Annotated in this window: 14 protein-coding genes and 1 pseudogene; 12 read left to right on the top strand and 3 right to left on the bottom strand. The window is 35.5% G+C overall.

Translation table 11 applies throughout. The annotated features are described in order from the left end of the window. Window positions 1–288 precede the first annotated feature (288 nt). On the bottom strand, window positions 289–1,530 hold the full coding sequence (locus tag AC3G7N_RS19450; RefSeq protein WP_489423822.1) for a TRAFs-binding domain-containing protein: 1,242 nt from the start codon (window positions 1,528–1,530) through the stop codon (window positions 289–291). Window positions 1,531–1,588: 58 nt separating this feature from the next. Further along, window positions 1,589–1,981: a TIR domain-containing protein gene (locus AC3G7N_RS19445; RefSeq protein ID WP_489423821.1), complete on the bottom strand. Its 393-nt coding sequence runs from the start codon at window positions 1,979–1,981 to the stop codon at window positions 1,589–1,591. A 324-nt stretch (window positions 1,982–2,305) separates the two neighbouring features. On the opposite strand from AC3G7N_RS19445, the gene AC3G7N_RS19440 reads away from it, so the two are divergent. From AC3G7N_RS19440 to AC3G7N_RS19425, 4 genes are all read left to right on the top strand, one after another. After that, window positions 2,306–2,581, top strand: a complete 276-nt coding sequence (locus AC3G7N_RS19440; protein ID WP_489423820.1) for a type I restriction enzyme endonuclease domain-containing protein — start codon at window positions 2,306–2,308, stop codon at window positions 2,579–2,581. 82 nt (window positions 2,582–2,663) lie between these two features. Continuing rightward, window positions 2,664–3,572, top strand: a complete 909-nt coding sequence (locus AC3G7N_RS19435) for a restriction endonuclease (protein WP_489423819.1) — start codon at window positions 2,664–2,666, stop codon at window positions 3,570–3,572. Between the two features lie 30 nt (window positions 3,573–3,602). Next, complete coding sequence (locus tag AC3G7N_RS19430) at window positions 3,603–5,225, top strand: hypothetical protein (protein WP_489423818.1); 1,623 nt, start codon at window positions 3,603–3,605, stop codon at window positions 5,223–5,225. Between the two features lie 340 nt (window positions 5,226–5,565). Next, on the top strand, window positions 5,566–6,174 hold the full coding sequence (locus AC3G7N_RS19425; RefSeq protein ID WP_489423817.1) for a recombinase family protein: 609 nt from the start codon (window positions 5,566–5,568) through the stop codon (window positions 6,172–6,174). 942 nt (window positions 6,175–7,116) lie between these two features. Here the strand turns inward: AC3G7N_RS19425 and AC3G7N_RS19420 are convergent. Beyond that, the gene (locus tag AC3G7N_RS19420; protein ID WP_489423816.1) at window positions 7,117–7,857 is read right to left on the bottom strand and encodes an NADPH-dependent F420 reductase; all 741 of its coding nucleotides are present in this window, start codon (window positions 7,855–7,857) and stop codon (window positions 7,117–7,119) included. A gap of 214 nt (window positions 7,858–8,071) precedes the next feature. On the opposite strand from AC3G7N_RS19420, the gene AC3G7N_RS19415 reads away from it, so the two are divergent. From AC3G7N_RS19415 to AC3G7N_RS19380, 8 genes and pseudogenes are all read left to right on the top strand, one after another. Continuing rightward, the gene (locus tag AC3G7N_RS19415; RefSeq protein WP_489423815.1) at window positions 8,072–8,431 is read left to right on the top strand and encodes a winged helix-turn-helix transcriptional regulator; all 360 of its coding nucleotides are present in this window, start codon (window positions 8,072–8,074) and stop codon (window positions 8,429–8,431) included. Between the two features lie 608 nt (window positions 8,432–9,039). After that, entirely contained in the window at window positions 9,040–9,465 is a 426-nt protein-coding gene (locus AC3G7N_RS19410; protein WP_489423814.1) for a MarR family winged helix-turn-helix transcriptional regulator, read from the top strand. A 470-nt stretch (window positions 9,466–9,935) separates the two neighbouring features. After that, complete coding sequence (locus AC3G7N_RS19405; RefSeq protein WP_489423813.1) at window positions 9,936–11,303, top strand: NtaA/DmoA family FMN-dependent monooxygenase; 1,368 nt, start codon at window positions 9,936–9,938, stop codon at window positions 11,301–11,303. Further along, entirely contained in the window at window positions 11,296–12,039 is a 744-nt protein-coding gene (nfsA, locus tag AC3G7N_RS19400; protein WP_489423812.1) for an oxygen-insensitive NADPH nitroreductase, read from the top strand. The genes AC3G7N_RS19405 and nfsA overlap by 8 nt, the downstream gene beginning before the upstream one ends. A gap of 38 nt (window positions 12,040–12,077) precedes the next feature. Then, window positions 12,078–13,511: a DHA2 family efflux MFS transporter permease subunit gene (locus tag AC3G7N_RS19395; RefSeq protein WP_489423811.1), complete on the top strand. Its 1,434-nt coding sequence runs from the start codon at window positions 12,078–12,080 to the stop codon at window positions 13,509–13,511. Between the two features lie 351 nt (window positions 13,512–13,862). After that, window positions 13,863–14,167: pseudogene (locus tag AC3G7N_RS19390) on the top strand (group II intron maturase-specific domain-containing protein); the annotation flags it as partial. A 255-nt stretch (window positions 14,168–14,422) separates the two neighbouring features. Continuing rightward, a complete protein-coding gene (locus AC3G7N_RS19385; protein WP_489423810.1) occupies window positions 14,423–14,725 on the top strand; it encodes an ArsR/SmtB family transcription factor in 303 nt (100 codons plus the stop codon). A gap of 178 nt (window positions 14,726–14,903) precedes the next feature. Next, complete coding sequence (locus tag AC3G7N_RS19380; protein WP_489423809.1) at window positions 14,904–15,917, top strand: zinc-dependent alcohol dehydrogenase family protein; 1,014 nt, start codon at window positions 14,904–14,906, stop codon at window positions 15,915–15,917. Window positions 15,918–16,411: the final 494 nt, after the last annotated feature.

Raw genomic sequence — 16,411 nt, 5'->3', positions numbered from 1 at the left:
ATCCCTGACAAGATACTTTTTTGAATGTAGGAAAAGATACCTTTTCTTACATTCATAAAAACAATATTATACTTGTAATTATCAATTTATTATTTAAATTGCGCAGTTTTAATATTTATTTTGCGTGAACAAACAATAAACGATTATCCATATTTAGTCCTGACCAACATGGATAATCCTTTTATATCCATTAAACAAATCCACGCCGTTTGTGGCTAGGCTTGTATTTGGTATTAATTTCAAGACAGCCACAGGAAAAAATATAAAGCATTACCTCACATAAAATCACTATTTTTTAATAGGTGATTTTTCAAGAAGTTCATTTAGCTTTAATATCTGTGAATCGGTGGTGTTTCTTTCCCAATTATTAGTAGCCATAGATATTGCAGCCTTTTTAAAATCCTCGTACTTTTCTAAATTGCCTACCGCAAAATATGCCTCTTCTAAAGTAGCCACAATCCAATATTTATCACTTCTTTCATTAAAATTTTCCTGTTCATATAATTCCTTGCAAATGGAAATTACTTTTTCTCTAATTCTATTTGCAAGAATATAATCAGCTATGGTTTCGTTATATTCTTCTTCAATACTTGCCTGTACGTTGTATAAATATGCTAAATTTATTCCGTTATAATAATCATTTTTAATATAAAATCCTTTTTCGTAATATGATATAGATTTTTGCAAGTCTAGCTTCTCATTTAATTCTTCCCATAATCGTTTGTATATTGCACCAGAAAGTCCTAACGTTTCAGGATCTGTGGTTTTGTCTAAATTTAATGACTCTACAATTTCTAAAGCTTCTTTCAAGGCTTCTATATGATTAGGATATTTACTTTTATACGTAGCCAGAGCAAGTTTTTGCAATATATATTCATTATTAGGATCAATTGTACTTGCATGTTTAAGTAATGACTTAGCTTCAATAAACTTATCTTTGTCCAGATACCGTATAGCACTCTCTATAATTTCACCTAATGTCTCGTTTGAATTACTATTAGATACTATATTTGCTTCTGTCTCTTCAATTGTAGGAGGTTTTAAGCCTTTTAAATATGTATAAACCGGACTATCTGTCTCCTGTGTATCTATTATAGTTTTTATAGTATCAATAAGTTCATTCTTAAATCTTAGAGCTTCATCATAACCTATGTCTTTTCCCAGATGTTCATATTTGTGAATCACGGTATGATTGACATCAAAAGGAGGCTTCAAATCGTTTTCAGCAATAGCAAGAGTTGTTCTCGGCCTTAAAGCATGCCTTACTCCCAATTCATAAAATGCATTTGAATTATTCGTAGATAAGTCAGCTATTACTACGTCTGCATTTACTAATAAATTATACATTGGTGTATCTATAATTCCTGAATGCTTAACTTCATCAGCTCTTATACATTCTAAACCAGCTTCTTCAGCTGCTGGCTTAATGATATTTTTATATGTTTTATCTAAGTTTAGTTCTCTACCTGTAGTATAATCTGTTTTTATACCGTACCCCATAATCACAAAACATTTTTTGTTTTTTTTCATATAATTCCTCCTTATAACAATAAATAAAAAGCTCCGTTTAAGGAGCTTAACAATTACATTAACGTGTTGCTAGGTCTTGAAGTTTTTTCTCACTCCAGTTATAAACTTGAATATTATTTTCCGATAAACATTTAGGGACTTTACCTTCTGTACCATTTAACCTAATAGCATATACAGGTTTCCCAGCATCTAATGTCATTTGAACTTCATGTGGCACCCAGTAACTTTTATGAGTATCCTCCCCAACAAATACAATTGTTCTTGAGGTCCCTTTTATAGTTTTTGAAATGGCTTGTTTTATAGTAGCCTCGTCTTCTGTTTTCCAACGCGTTAATAAATCCCTAACTCGAAAATCTAATGACGGATACTTCGTGTTAGTCGCTCTACCCTTTATAGTTAAAACCACGCCTCTATCTTCTTCTTTGAAACTAAAAAATACAACATTTGCCATAAATATTCATCTCCCAAGATTTTCTATTATTATATACTTCTATATAATGCGACTATATACCTTCTTTTCTGATAAAATTTTTATGATTAATACTCAAATTATGACAATTTAAATAATAATACCCTAAACAGGGAAATTAAGGTTCATTTACCTCCGTTAAATATACAGGAGGAAGTCGTACAAGGAGTGACTTTTGAGTTTGAAAAAAATGATATCACAAATCTTGAACAGGATATCGATATTTTTACAAAAAAGTTATTAAACTAATAGTATTGCTTTTAACTATCATCAAACTTTTTACCTATATTATGTTAAAATTTAATTATGAAAGCAAGTATATTTTTAACATCTCTTGAAATGGATTCATTTGATAACAAATTCTTAGCTGACCTTATCCACAAAGTCGTAAAAGAATTGAAGAAAAACTTGGGTGAGGACTGGACGAGTAATCATAGAAAAAACATTTACGCTAAAGTGAAAATAGCAATAAAAAGTGTACTAAGGAATGAAGGCGTTCAAGGGAAGCAACTAGCATTTATTTCAAAAGCTATTATGGAACAAGCCGAAGAACAATACAAGGATTGGCCGCGAAATGCATAATATCTCTACAGGAGTCTACAGGAGATGATTAATGTTTAATATCTTTAGTAGACTCTTTTTTGAATATAAAAGAGGTGAAGTAATGTCTATTCCAGATTATCAGTCATTTATGTACCCATTACTGGATCTATTAGGGGATGAAAAGGAACACACCTTGCAAGAGGCTTACGGTTATCTTGCAGAGTACTTTCGATTGACAGAGGAAGAAAAAGAAGAAATGTTGCCAAGTGGAAGACAATTGGTGTATCACAATCGCATAGGGTGGGCAAGAACATATTTAAAAAAAGCCAAATTACTTCATACAGTGAAAAGAGCAACTTTTATAATAACTGACAGAGGTAGAGAGGTATTGAATAACCCAAATGTTTCCGAATTAACAAAATCATATCTAACAAGATATAAAGAATTTCAAGATTTTCAAAACAAGAATACTGATAATAAACCAACATTGCCTTCATCTTCTAAAGAGGAAAAGTTAACACCCCAAGAACAATTGGACCAAAGCTATAAAATAATTGAGCAGCAGGTTGGAGGAGAGATTTTAGAAAGAGTTAAAGGTTGTACACCTGAATTTTTTGAGCGTTTAGTGGTTGAATTACTAGTATCTATGGGATACGGAGGCTCGATTCAAGATGCTGGAAAGGCAATTGGTCGAAGTGGAGATGAGGGCATTGATGGCATTATTAAAGAAGATGTATTGGGATTAGATATGATCTATGTTCAGGCGAAACGTTGGGAAGGAGTTGTAGGCCGTCCAGAAATTCAAAAGTTCGCTGGAAGCTTAGAGGGACAGCGTGCTCGAAAAGGTGTATTCATCACAACATCAGGTTTTACAGAGGGAGCGAAAGACTACGTTGATCGTATAGAAAAAAAGATTATTTTAATTAACGGTTCCGAATTAGCCGATTATATGCTTAAATATGACATTGGTGTTTCAAAAGTGATGAATTATACATTGAAAAAGGTAGACCTAGATTATTTTGAGGAGTAAATATTTACGATTATTGACAATCTACTTGCATTGGAAGGGGAGATCATTATTTCAACTGATCCCAAAATAAAAAAAGGGTTTATTGACTCCTTCATTATCTTTAGAGTTTATGACCAAAAAAAAGAAAGTCATGTTGAATGGTTAAATAAACTTGTTAAAACTGAAGTCAATATATTGCGAGAATCTCGTTTTAAAGGAATAGAATTCAATCAAAGTTTTCTGGAATTCTTGGATAAAAGGTCTCAAAAAATGAAAGAAAAAAAAGAGATTGATGAGTTTCTTAGGGAAGATATTTATTCAAGAAGTCAAGAAGAACTTAAGGATAAAGATGACAACACCCTTGCAAAAGTTCATGTTCTTGGAGACTGGCTGGAGGCCTCACAAAAGTTAAGTATTGATTATCTTGCAGAATTAAGTAATTCTGAAGAACGCTACACTGGATTTCAAGTGAAGGATACAAAAAAAAGGTTAATATTACAGCCCTTTAAACATTGGATTAACGATCAATCTGATTATGCCACTGTATTTTTTTCAGTTTTTAAGAATGGAATGGGAATCCTTCAAATTTCAATACCTTTGAATAATAAAACTTTTAAGGAAATGTCAGAACAACAATTAAACTTAACTTTTGATTCTGTTTCCTTACCTGAATTTTTAAGTAGCAATATCACTCAATCAAGAGAATATAAAACAAAACTAGAAAAGAAATCAATTAGGGAAGTGGCAAAATATTATATTACTTATTTACAACAATTTACCAACTTCAATATACGTAAAAACTACTATACATATAATCATTTAACATTGCTAGATTATGGACATCGTCCTAAAAGTTTTGATAAGACAAGCCCTTCTTTTAATGAACTCATTTATAAAATTATTAACGCACCAGTAACAAAATATACGATAAAGAGTAATGAAGCTGTACAAGATACTTTGGATAAATCCACTTTTGATATGCATACTTATTTTAGATATTATATTTCTACCCAACCGAGATCAATTGGAGTTTTTACTGATGAAATAAAAAAAGTTATAGAAGGGGTTAACGAAGATAGTGATGAAATTGTCACTGAGGACTCCTTTAGTACATCAATTCACATATCAAGTGTATGTAGTATTATACCTTCCATTGAATATCTTTTAATGAAAAAATATATTTACCATCAATTTTTCTTATTTGAATTGGGGGAAAAAATGAGCCCGAGAGAATTAATGAATTTAAAACTTAGATTCTATCATGAAGACCACTTTTTCTTTTCCCTTTACTTTTATAATTATGGGTCATTAAGAAATTTAACTAAATATATTGAAGGTAGAACAACAGACTTTTTTGATAAAGAAATGATTGAAGAAAGGATAACCAGCGTAGAAGGTATAATTCAAGCTAAAAAGGAAATTTTTAAAGATAAGATTTCTCTTATTGGGGTTATTTTATCAATGTTTTTAACACTTGTTTTTTCTTTTCCTTCAATTAGAGATATATGTATAGCAATTGGCTATGAACATTATAAGGTATTTGTATGGATTATAGTTAATACATGCTTTTGGATAATATTTCTTTTTCTTTTTTTGGGAAAAGTTAATGGGATGTTAAAAAAACTGATTAAAAAAGTTGCGTTTTGGAACAATAAAAGAAATAACACTGTTTAGCAACAAAAGAGATAACCTTGATAAAAACCAATCCAACTAACGCATGTGTTGGTGATATTTGATGTAATTTGGATAGAATTATTTCATTTTAAATTTGTAGAAAACTAGGTAGTTTTAAATATTCAGTACTTGCACTTGCAGATAAATGGTTTTTAAAAATACAACCGTCCGTAAAAGTACACTTTTATGGACGGTTTCTTTTTGCCTTTATTTGCTATCATTTACCGTTCGTAAACAACTAAAATTAGTTTAAGAACGTTCTCCGTTTTCCGTATACGTTTACGAACGATTTATGTATAATGAAGTTTATAGAATGATTTCTGTAAAGTAGGGGTTCAAAATGGAAAGTAGACGACTCGGATATATACGAGTGAGTAGCAAAGATCAAAACGAAGCACGACAAGTAGCTGCGATGAGAGAAAAAGGAATAACCGAACGTGATATTTTTATGGATAAGGTCAGTGGTAAAGATTTTCAACGTGAAAACTATCAACTACTCAAACGCATTATTCGTCCAGGAGATATTTTATATATTCATTCGCTTGACCGTTTTGGACGAAACAAGAATGAAATTGTAAACGAGTGGAACGACCTGACCAAAAACATCCGAGCAGATATCGTGGTTTTAGACATGCCATTGCTAGATACAACGCAATATAAAGACAGCATGGGTACGTTTATTGCTGACCTGGTTCTGCAAATCTTATCTTGGATGGCTCAAGAAGAACGAGATCGTATTCGTAAACGACAACGAGAAGGTATTGATACAGCATTACAACAGGGGAAGTCCTTTGGCAGACCCAATTTTCCAGTAACAGAAAGCTTCCGAGAAGCTTATAAGGAATGGAAAAACGGGGAAATTACAGCGACGCAGGCTATGAAACAGGCAGAGGTCAAGAAAACGACGTTTTATAAACTTGTGAAACAGATGGACGAGAATCTAGCATAAACTTGAATGAAAAGTGTAAGGTTTGGAACCGAAAATGTAATAGTTGGAAAATGTCTACCATGTATATCTAATTGGACAGAACGTATTATTAGGTTAACCAGTTATTTAAAACTATGATTAATGTTTAACAATTAATGAAAATAAGGTATACTGTAAGTAGAAAGTCATAAAATAAATAAACCGTCCCATGCATCAACATGGAACGGTTGCAATAAGCTAACCCCATCAAGAGGGGAAGGCGTTGAATTGGAAATTAATCCCTCAAACGACCGCTAATCACATGAGGGATTAATTTTTATGGTTTTTATCGGACATGATAAACGCAATCAACATGCCAAACGAGATCATTAGCGTCAATACGTCTTTCATATCCATAAGCAACACCCCCTTTTTTAGGAAATATCCTAAAAGGTGAAAGTGCGCCTAACCCCTCATGTGAAACTAACTTATTGTTACTTTTATTATATCAAAAATAGCTGTCCAATTGGAGATTATACATACAAAAAAGAATTAGACAAAAAACTTTTTAACCCCTTTTTGATTACAGCCAATGAAATGTACCAATAAGTGATAGGTTGTTTACCACTTAATACCTTCCGAATGATCAAAGTTTTAAAAAACATAATTTCTGGAATCAAAAATGTGATACTTGTTGTACAAATTTGATGGATTTTCCATAAGAGCAATCTTCCGTTAACGGGCCAGATTGTGAAGTAACTCTTATATTGCATGGTAGACATATACTGCGCATAAAGTTATTCTGAATTTGTTTAATCGGACAGGGGAGGACTGGAAGGAATTTTGTAAGATCTAAGAATTACTAATTATATTTATGATTGCTTGGTCTCAAAAAGGAAATAGGTAAACATATAACCATACAATTTAATGGAGATTGATCGATATACAAAAAGGTGCGCTCTAACTGAGTGCACCTTTTGTTTTTTATGAATTGTATATTTCTCTGTTTATATTCACAATATCCTTATGTGAGAGTTCTTTTTTTTCTTCAAAAAGCTTCTCAAACCTTTCCATCACTTTATCCCGAAGTAACGGTGCTTTTTCTTTATTTGCCTTATTCAACGCTTTCCTAAGTTCATCTTTTGTTAGCTCTGTGCAGTAAGCAGGAGTCCCTGGCTGTTGTCTCCAAGAGTCACTTAAAGAACCACTATCTATTGCGTCAAAGCCTAACTCATTTACTATGTTCATGACTACCCGTTTTTGTGATACATCATTACCAGCAACTGCCATCGCAATTCGTTCACTTGAATCTTCGGATGTTCCTTCATTTTCTAAAGTATGGGCTAATAAATTATTGAAAGCTTTAATGACAGGTCGGCCTAATTGATTTGAAACCCAAACACTTTCAACCATCTCATTCTCGATTTCTTCAACTTTGCCATCTCTAAAGGGATAATAATTTGAAGTATCTACAATGATTACCTCCTTACTGACTTGATCGGTAATGTTCCGAATGTTTGGCATTGCTTTTGTAGGGATAGATATGATAAGAACTTCAATATTTTTAATTGCATCCTCAACTCGCACAGCTGTTCCAGCAAACTCTTTTCCTTCTAAACGTTCAATTCCTCGTGCATCTGCAATTTTGACGTCATGACCGTTCTTAACTAATTTTTTAGAAATAATGGACCCAATTGGTCCTGCACCTATAATTCCAAATCTCATTATTGTTCCCCCTAAAGAATTTGTATATAAAAAGAATTAATCTGCTAAAAGTTACACAATCATATGTTTATCAAACGGTAAACATTTATCCATTAGATTTGAGTATTTCCGTTACATATACTAGAATAAAATGATTCCTCATTTTTTTAAAGAAGGCAATAAAAATTGACGTAGTACATTTTTTTGTACTTAACAGTAAAAAGCAGGTGAAAAGGTGTCTAGGATATGTAAGGATGGATTTAATAACGAGTGTATAAAGGAACAAAGAGAATTTTATGGCATTGCTTATACCCAAAATATCCTATCCGGACGTTGGAAATATGTAATTCTTTGGTATTTAAAGGCCAAGGAACGTCGTTATAGTGAGATTAAAGCCTTTTTATGGGATATTTCACAAGGTTCTCTTACAAAGCAACTTCGAGAATTAGAAAGAGATGGCTTAATAAATCGCAAAGTTTATCCAGAGGTTCCTCCTCGAGTAGATTATTCATTAACATCTAAAGGGAAAGAATTCATTCCTATAATTGACTTAATGGAAGAGTTCGGGAAAAAATTTGGGGAGCAGGTAGACTAACGATTGCGCTCACATTCATCTTTTAACATTTACCCTAAAATTCAAAAACAAATGGTGGATGAAGTAATGGTTGTGCGAGGAGAGATTGTTCTAACGGCAGTTTTCATCTTTTACGATAAAAGTTTATGGAGAAATGTATGAAAGTAACGGGGGCAAGAGTTGAAAAATCCGAAGCTGTCTAATGTAGGCAGCTTTTTTTTACTAACTAAGCAGGCTAACACAATTAAGATCTTCCATTATAAATTCTTTGTTAAATCCATCTTTACAAACTCTTCTTATTGCTATTAAGTACAAAAAAATGTACTATAGCATTTTTTATTGCCCTCTTTTAAAAAATGAGAATTAGTTATATTCTAGTGTCTGTAACACTTATTACAATAAATTGATAGGCAATCGGTAAAGTAAATAGATTCTGGAAAATTCAGTAGGAAAGAGCGGACGTTCAAGGGTTCTACGTTTATTGTTGGTTCCATCCTTTTGACCTTCAATCTAGATGACTTCTGCCCGGTATTATGTGAGTGTGTCCTTTAAGATAAATGGACGCCTAATTTTAGCCATGATATAGTTAGCATACTAAATATATATATATGACCATTGGAGGAACATCTATGAACGAAAAGGTTGGATGCGATATTCGTGAGTCGTTAGATAAAATTTCATCCAAAATGCGTCGAGATTACAGCGAAAGTCTAAGAGAGCTTAATCTTCATGTAGGCCAGGATAGACTACTCGCTCGTTTGTGGTTAGGTGGTGGAATAACACAAATGCAGCTATGTGAACATTTAAAATGCGAGCCACCTACAGTAACAAATATGGTTAAATCGCTGGAGCTAAATGGGTTCATATACCGTAAACGTGATGAAAAAGATGCAAGAGTTATGCGAATTTATCTAACGGACAAAGGCAAAGAATTAGAAAAACCAGTTGATTGCAAATGGAAACAGCAGCAAGAAAAATTACTCGGTTCAATCTTACCGGAAGATCGATTAATCTTAAGGGATCTTATGAAGCGAATGGAGAGAAACTTGTTCTAAGTTTTCTCTATGTCAATATTTAGTATGCTAATTAATTATTTAGCATACTAAATATTAGATAGCTCTATATCATTTATTTACTAGGTTCTGTTAAAGGACATTGTTGAACTTGATAATTTTGTGGATTGGAGCGATAGACGCTTGACTCCTGCGGGATTAGCGTGACTGGTGAGACCCCTCACTGGCGAAGTGACTAGGAGACTCACCGCATGTCCCGCGGAAAGCGAGCGCCTGTAGCGAAAATCAACACTCACTTTAACATAACCATTTACTAAGTAAGAGGTTATGGGAATCCACAGAAGAAGATACGTTCAGACGAAACAATGATATCCGTACTCGCTAAAAATTTTTTGAGTTATTTAGCAAGCTAAATATTATTTTGTGTTTTTTTAGACCTAACTGAACTGTAACTAGAAATAGTGGCTCATTTGCTTATTTGGAGCCTATCAAAAATAAAGGAGAAGAAATACATGAAAAAAAGAAAAGAGATGCAACTAGCACTACAAATGATTTCTGGGTACGGAGCTGAATTTAGCGCTTGGAGAATGCCTGGTACAGATCCAGCAGCCTACACAAATACGGACAGATATGTGGAGGGAGCTAAATTAGCTGAAAAAGGAAAATTTCAAATGATCTTTATCGCCGATACCCCAGCGTTAACCGTTGACTTAGGCCCTCAGACTCCTATGTTCCCTATGGACCCTATGTTAGCACTAATGGCAGTAGCTAGAGAAACGAAACATATTGGTCTTGTTGCAACACAATCAACGACATTCAATTATCCATACAACATAGCACGTCAATTCAAAGCACTCGATGTTATAAGCAATGGACGTGTAGGATGGAATGCGGTCACCTCATCTCTTCCAGTAGCAGCAGCAAATTTTGGTGCTCAGATTGCCAGTCGCAAAGAACGATATGAAATGGCCCATGAGTCCATAAAAATTGTCCAAGCGTTGTGGGGGAGTTGGGAACAAGACGCTTGGACGTTAGATGTAAATGGAGGGAAATTTGCGGACATGGACAAAATTAAACCTATCAATCTAGAAGGGCAGTATTATGCATCTCGTGGTCCTTTGCCAATCCCCCCTTCTGAGCAAGGTCAGCCAGTTATTTTCCAGGCAGGCGGAGGGAAAGAAGGACTGGAATTGGCGGGGAGGTACGCTTCTGGTGTCTATGCTAACCCTTATGACATTGAGTCTGCCTATGAACATAGGCAAGCGCTTAGACAAAGTGCAGCTCATTTTGGCCGAAATCCCGATGACATCAAGATGTATGCAGGTTTTATGTTTTCCATAGGTTCAACTGAAAAAGAAGGTTTAGAACGACGAAGACAGCTTATGAGTTTTAATCCTGAGGAAATTCCAAGTCGAGTAAGTTACCTTGGTTCCATGGTTGGTTTACCACTATCGGTGAACTCGATAGATATTGATCAACCTTTATCAGCTGACTTGTTGAAAAAGGCATATGCCAACCCAATGGATCCACGTTCCCACAGATCTTTAGAGCTTCTGGAAAAAGGGCTATCCATTCGAGATGTTCTGGCCCATGGGGTCATTAACTATCATCCAGTAGTTGCAGGTACCCCCGTACAGGTTGCTGACTTCTTGGAAGAATGGTTTTTAGCTGGTGCATGTGACGGCTTCTCGGTTGTTCCGGATATAGCCTATGATGGAGTTGCTGATTTTGTGGAAAAGGTTGTCCCGATTTTACAGGACCGCGGTTTGTTCCACATAGAATATGAAGGAAATACACTGCGCGAGAATATGGAAGTTCCTTATCAATACGGAAGGCTGAAAGATAAAAAGAAATTAAAGGGGAAGGATTCAAATGAATAATAATACCATTGAATTGCTTCATAATCATACGTCCATTCGTTCTTTTACAAATCAATCACTGACAGAGGAACAACGAGATGCAATCTTTAAGGCAGCCAATCAAACTTCATCATTCAGCCTTTTACAGGTCGTATCTATCATTAGAATTACTGATTCAGAACTTAGAAAAAAGGTGATGCAACTCTCTGCCAATCAACCTTATATTGAAGAAGCAGCAGAGTTTTGGGTTTTTTGCGCTGATTTCAATCGCAATCATCAAATTGCTCCCAGCGTAGACATTGATTATATTGAATACCTCTTAATAGGTTCATTCGATGCTGGGTTAATGGCTCAAAATGCTTTAACTGCAGCTGAATCAATGGGACTCAGTGGTGTCTATATCGGTGGAGTAAGACTTAATATTACAGAATTAACTGAGGTATTAAATTTACCAAAGTATGTGATCCCTCTAGTAGGGCTATGCATAGGCCATCCAGCTGGAGAAAAACCTGGGTTAAAACCACGTTTGCCTCAATCAATGGTCATGTTTGAAAATCAGTATCAGCCATTAGATGAAGAAAAATTAGCAAATTATAATCAACAGATGCGTGAATATTACCAAGATCGACCTGTTAAAGCTCCTTTCACAGTAAAGAAAGTAAAGGGGTGGAAGGATCATATTGAGGATCATCTTGAAAGAAGCAGACTGCCCTTCATGCTTGAGTATTTAAACAAACAAGGATTTGCTAATAAATAAATTGTTATTATTTAAATTGAATTACAGGGAGATATAAAATGAAGAATCAATACAATACACGTGCCATTATGGCATCGCTGCTTATCTGTGGTTTCGTCGGCATGTTCAGCGAAACTGCCCTCAATGTTGCAATGACTAATTTAATGGAAGTATTCCAAATTTCGGCCGCAACTGCACAGTGGTTAACAACTGGGTTCTTGTTGACTCTAGGTATTTTAATGCCAATAAGCGGGTTGTTGCTGCAGATGTTTACGACAAGGCAGATGTTCACAGGTTCGCTTATCAGCTTAATCGTTGGTACATTAATTGCGGCGCTCGCTTTCAATTTTGAAATGTTAATGTTCGCCCGAGTTATACAGGCAGTGGGAATGAGCTTGTTGCTTCCACTCTTGTTCAATACCATTCTTGTCATATATCCGCCAGAAAAACGGGGTGCGGCAATGGGATTCGTCGGGCTTGTTATCATGTTTGCACCAGCGACCGGACCGACCGTAGGTGGTTTGTTAATCGAATATTTAACATGGCATTACATCTTCTGGTTATCACTTCCGCTTTTGATTATAGGGTTGTTAATAGGACTGAAGTATTTGAAAAACGTTACAGATGTCACAAAGCCTCGAATAGATCTACTATCTGTCTTATTATCTACAATTGGCTTCGGAGGAGTTGTCTTTGGATTCAGTAAGGCTGGAGAAGGAGCTGAGGGTTGGAGCAGCCCGATTGTAGTCACATCAATTGTCGTTGGGCTTGTTGCGCTGGTATTGTTCATACTACGCCAAAACTTAATGAATGTTCCGATGTTGAATCTGAGCGTTTTCAAGTTTCCGATGTACACCATTGGGCTACTTCTAGTACTATCCTGTATGATGATTGTTATGTCGAGCATGATTATTCTGCCGATGTTCCTGCAGACTGGGGCAGGACTGTCTGTTTTCATCGCTGGACTCATGCTTTTGCCGGGCAGCGCGTTGAACGGTATCCTATCACCACTAGTGGGGCGCTTATTCGATAAATTTGGTCCGAAATGGCTAGTTACTCCCGGCCTCGTTCTCGTTGCAGTCATGTTATGGTTCTTTACCACCCTATCTCCTGCTTCTTCAGTGGCCTTTATCGTGGCTTTGCATATCGGGCTCATGGTAGGGGTTTCCATGATTTGGATGCCTGCTCAAACGAATGGACTAAATCAATTACCGCCGGAATTATATCCGCACGGTACGGCAGTCTTAAACACACTGCAGCAGGTAGCAGGCGCGATTGGAATAGCTGTAGCAATCAGTATCCTTACGGGTGGTATGGAGAAATACTTGCACAGCACCTCCAATCCGACTAGGCAGATTGAAATAGCAAACGCGATGACAGCAGGATCACAAAGCGTTTTCTGGTTCATGATGATTATAGCATTGGTTGGCTTGATCCTGGCATTCTTCATTCGCCGCGTAGTCAATCACGAGGAGAGTTATTCGGCACATTGATGTTTGTTTATATAAAAAACAACAGGGTCACTTTGAAAATAATATAAATAAGTTGACCCTGTGTATTTAACTTATCCGGTGTTTTGCTTGTTTTATACCCGATAACTGTAAAAGAAAAAAGTTCTTATATAAATAGTTATTATCCTATTGCTTAAAAAGGAGTTTTATTAAATGGTAAAAAATGATAGACTACATTGTTAACAGATTTCCTAACTAGAGGAAATTTTCTGTACCCAGATTGGATTGAAAACGCTTTACAATTAAACACAGAAACAAAGTCGAGTGGAGGGTACTATGGCTTATGTTTTATCCCTGTTTATATATGTTTGCGATGTGGGAGGAGAAAAAACGGTTGGATGGCTTGGATATTATCAACTGATTGACACGCCAAGCAAGTTAAAGGAGCTGGAATCATGGATAATGCGAAGACTTCGAATGATACGTTGGAAAGAATGGAAACTCCTAAAACAAAAGTGAGGAAGCTGAAATCGCTAGGAATCTCACCACAGAAAGCTTATGAATGGGGAAATTCTAGAAAGGCGTATTGGCGTATCGCTAAAAGTCCAATACTACACAAAACCCTTGGAATCACCTATTGGGCGTCCCAAGGGTTAAAGAGCATATCCGCTAGATATACCGTATTGCGTTCGACATAATCGGAACCGCCGTATACGGAACCGTACGTACGGTGGTGTGAGAGGGATGGAGGTTAGTCACCTCCCCCTATCTCTATTCTGTTTAGGGCCAGATTGTTTAGTAACGCTTAGTAATATAAATGGATATTGTGAAGAAATAGTCAGGAATCTAAACCAGCAGTAGAGTTAAAGAAGAAATGAATTTACAAAAAATATTCTAGTTATAAATGTAAGTTTAAATTGACAAATCGCCTTTTGTCGATTTATAATAGGAACATGGACAAGATAACTATTTTTAAATCACTTTCAAATGAGGCTCGATTACAAATTTTAGATTGGCTGAAAGAACCTTCTGCTCATTTTGGACCACAAGAAGGAATTGATTTATTGGAAGTTGGTGTGTGTGTTAGTCAAATAACAACTAAGTTAAATATGACTCAATCTACTGCTTCTCAATACCTTTCAACTTTACAAAAAGCTGGTTTAATCAAAGCAACACGAATAGGCAAATGGACTTATTACAAAAGGGATGAGGAAGCCATAAAAAACCTAGGTGAATTCATTCAAACAGAACTTTAACAACAACCAAAATCAAGTAGATTTCGGTTGTTGTTTGCTACCTATTACATCGATAATTTGTGATTTATCGATGTTTATTATCTATAATATATCGTTAATTCTTAATTTGTAGATTTGAAAACGAGTAATATCCTTGTCACATACTAAAATTATATTTAAGAAGAGAGGATTCAAACTCATGAAAGCATGGCAAAAACAAGGTATTGGATTAGAAAATTTAAAATTAGTTGAATTGGAAAAACCAACACCAGGTCCAAAACAAATTTTAATTAAAGTAAAGTCAGTATCATTGAATTTTCGGGATAAATCAATCATGGACGGCGATTATTTACCAGATTTAATGAGCAAACCTTTCATACCCGTATCGGATGCGGTAGGTGTTGTTGTAGGTATAGGTTCAGAAGTAACACAGTTTAAAGAAGGTGACCGTGTTGTTTCGCATCTTTATACAAAATGGGTTGATGGGGCACCAAGCGAAGACTATGCGCCAACAGCAGTGGGTGGACCGAATGACGGTGGCCTAGCGGAATATATGTTGTTAGATGAATATGCAGCAGTAATGGCGCCAACTAATTTAACAGATGAAGAAGCTTCCACACTGCCAATCGCAGCATTAACTGTATGGTTTTCTTTAGTAGAATACGGCAAAATCAAAGCTGGTGACACAGTTGTTATTTTAGGTACAGGTGGTGTGTCCGTCTATGCGATTCAAATCGCCTCTGCATTAGGTGCAAGAGTAATTGTTACAACGAGCAGTGATGTAAAAGGTGAACGAGTAAAAGAGTTAGGCGCAAAAGAAGTCATCAACTATGTGGATACCCCAGATTGGGAACAAGAGGTATTAAAACTAACGGATGGTAAAGGTGCTCAACATATATTAGAGGTTGTTGGAGGAGATAGCATTAACCGTTCGATCGAGGCACTTGCACTACAAGGACATATTTATATCATTGGATTCCTAAAGGGCATGGTGGCAGAAGTTAATTTATTCGCATTATTAGCGAAACAAGCACAGATTCATGGCATCTATGTTGGTCACCGCAAAGCTTTTGATGACATGAACAAAGCCTTTAATGAACTAAATATTCATCCAGTAATCGATACAGTGTACTCTTTCGACGACTCTATCCAAGCTTACGAGCATCTAGGTCGTGGTGCTTTTGGTAAAATTGTCATTAAGGTTTCTGATTAAGTCAAAGGAAAGATAAAAATGACCTTTCCTGAGTTGTAATGAATCAATGATTCATTACTGAAGAATGTTCGCTTTATTCTATGTAAGAGCCCTTTCCTGTATTAAGGAATGGGCTTTTTCCATTTTAGGGTACTTTCGTGTAAAATCATATTCAACTATTTAGCTAAAATTATTGTTGTACGATCTTCAATTATAGGGCGCGATTGTGGAGAAGCACAGCCAAAAAAATGATCAAACATCATTTTAAAGCAACACAAGGTTACATTGAATACATGTAAATGATGTGAGAACCATTGATATTCCAATAATTCTCACATGGAAGTTAAGGTAACCGCATTTTCCTGACGTTATCCTTATATTGTGAATGCGGTTGTGGAAGGTGGGTATTGATCATAGATTTCCAATTAATGCAAAAAGTGATCTTTCCGTATTAAATTTTCGTTAGCTAAGTAACAACTAATACGGGAGATGGAAATAATGAGAAAAACGTTTTC

The sequence above is a fragment of the Virgibacillus carmonensis genome (genome assembly GCF_057836705.1).
Note: the sequence above shows the minus strand (reverse complement) of the source record. Positions and strands in the feature narration are given on the sequence as shown.

Bases quoted from the DNA above. Each gene is read 5' to 3' on its own strand.
- AC3G7N_RS19380 (WP_489423809.1), top strand. From the start codon at position 14,904: ATGAAAGCATGGCAAAAACAAGGTATTGGATTAGAAAATTTAAAATTA.
- AC3G7N_RS19445 (WP_489423821.1), bottom strand. From the start codon at position 1,981: ATGGCAAATGTTGTATTTTTTAGTTTCAAAGAAGAAGATAGAGGCGTG.
- AC3G7N_RS19440 (WP_489423820.1), top strand. From the start codon at position 2,306: ATGAAAGCAAGTATATTTTTAACATCTCTTGAAATGGATTCATTTGAT.
- AC3G7N_RS19450 (WP_489423822.1), bottom strand. From the start codon at position 1,530: ATGAAAAAAAACAAAAAATGTTTTGTGATTATGGGGTACGGTATAAAA.
- nfsA (WP_489423812.1), top strand. From the start codon at position 11,296: ATGAATAATAATACCATTGAATTGCTTCATAATCATACGTCCATTCGT.
- AC3G7N_RS19405 (WP_489423813.1), top strand. From the start codon at position 9,936: ATGAAAAAAAGAAAAGAGATGCAACTAGCACTACAAATGATTTCTGGG.
- AC3G7N_RS19435 (WP_489423819.1), top strand. From the start codon at position 2,664: ATGTCTATTCCAGATTATCAGTCATTTATGTACCCATTACTGGATCTA.
- AC3G7N_RS19395 (WP_489423811.1), top strand. From the start codon at position 12,078: ATGAAGAATCAATACAATACACGTGCCATTATGGCATCGCTGCTTATC.
- AC3G7N_RS19410 (WP_489423814.1), top strand. From the start codon at position 9,040: ATGAACGAAAAGGTTGGATGCGATATTCGTGAGTCGTTAGATAAAATT.
- AC3G7N_RS19420 (WP_489423816.1), bottom strand. From the start codon at position 7,857: ATGAGATTTGGAATTATAGGTGCAGGACCAATTGGGTCCATTATTTCT.
- AC3G7N_RS19425 (WP_489423817.1), top strand. From the start codon at position 5,566: ATGGAAAGTAGACGACTCGGATATATACGAGTGAGTAGCAAAGATCAA.
- AC3G7N_RS19385 (WP_489423810.1), top strand. From the start codon at position 14,423: ATGGACAAGATAACTATTTTTAAATCACTTTCAAATGAGGCTCGATTA.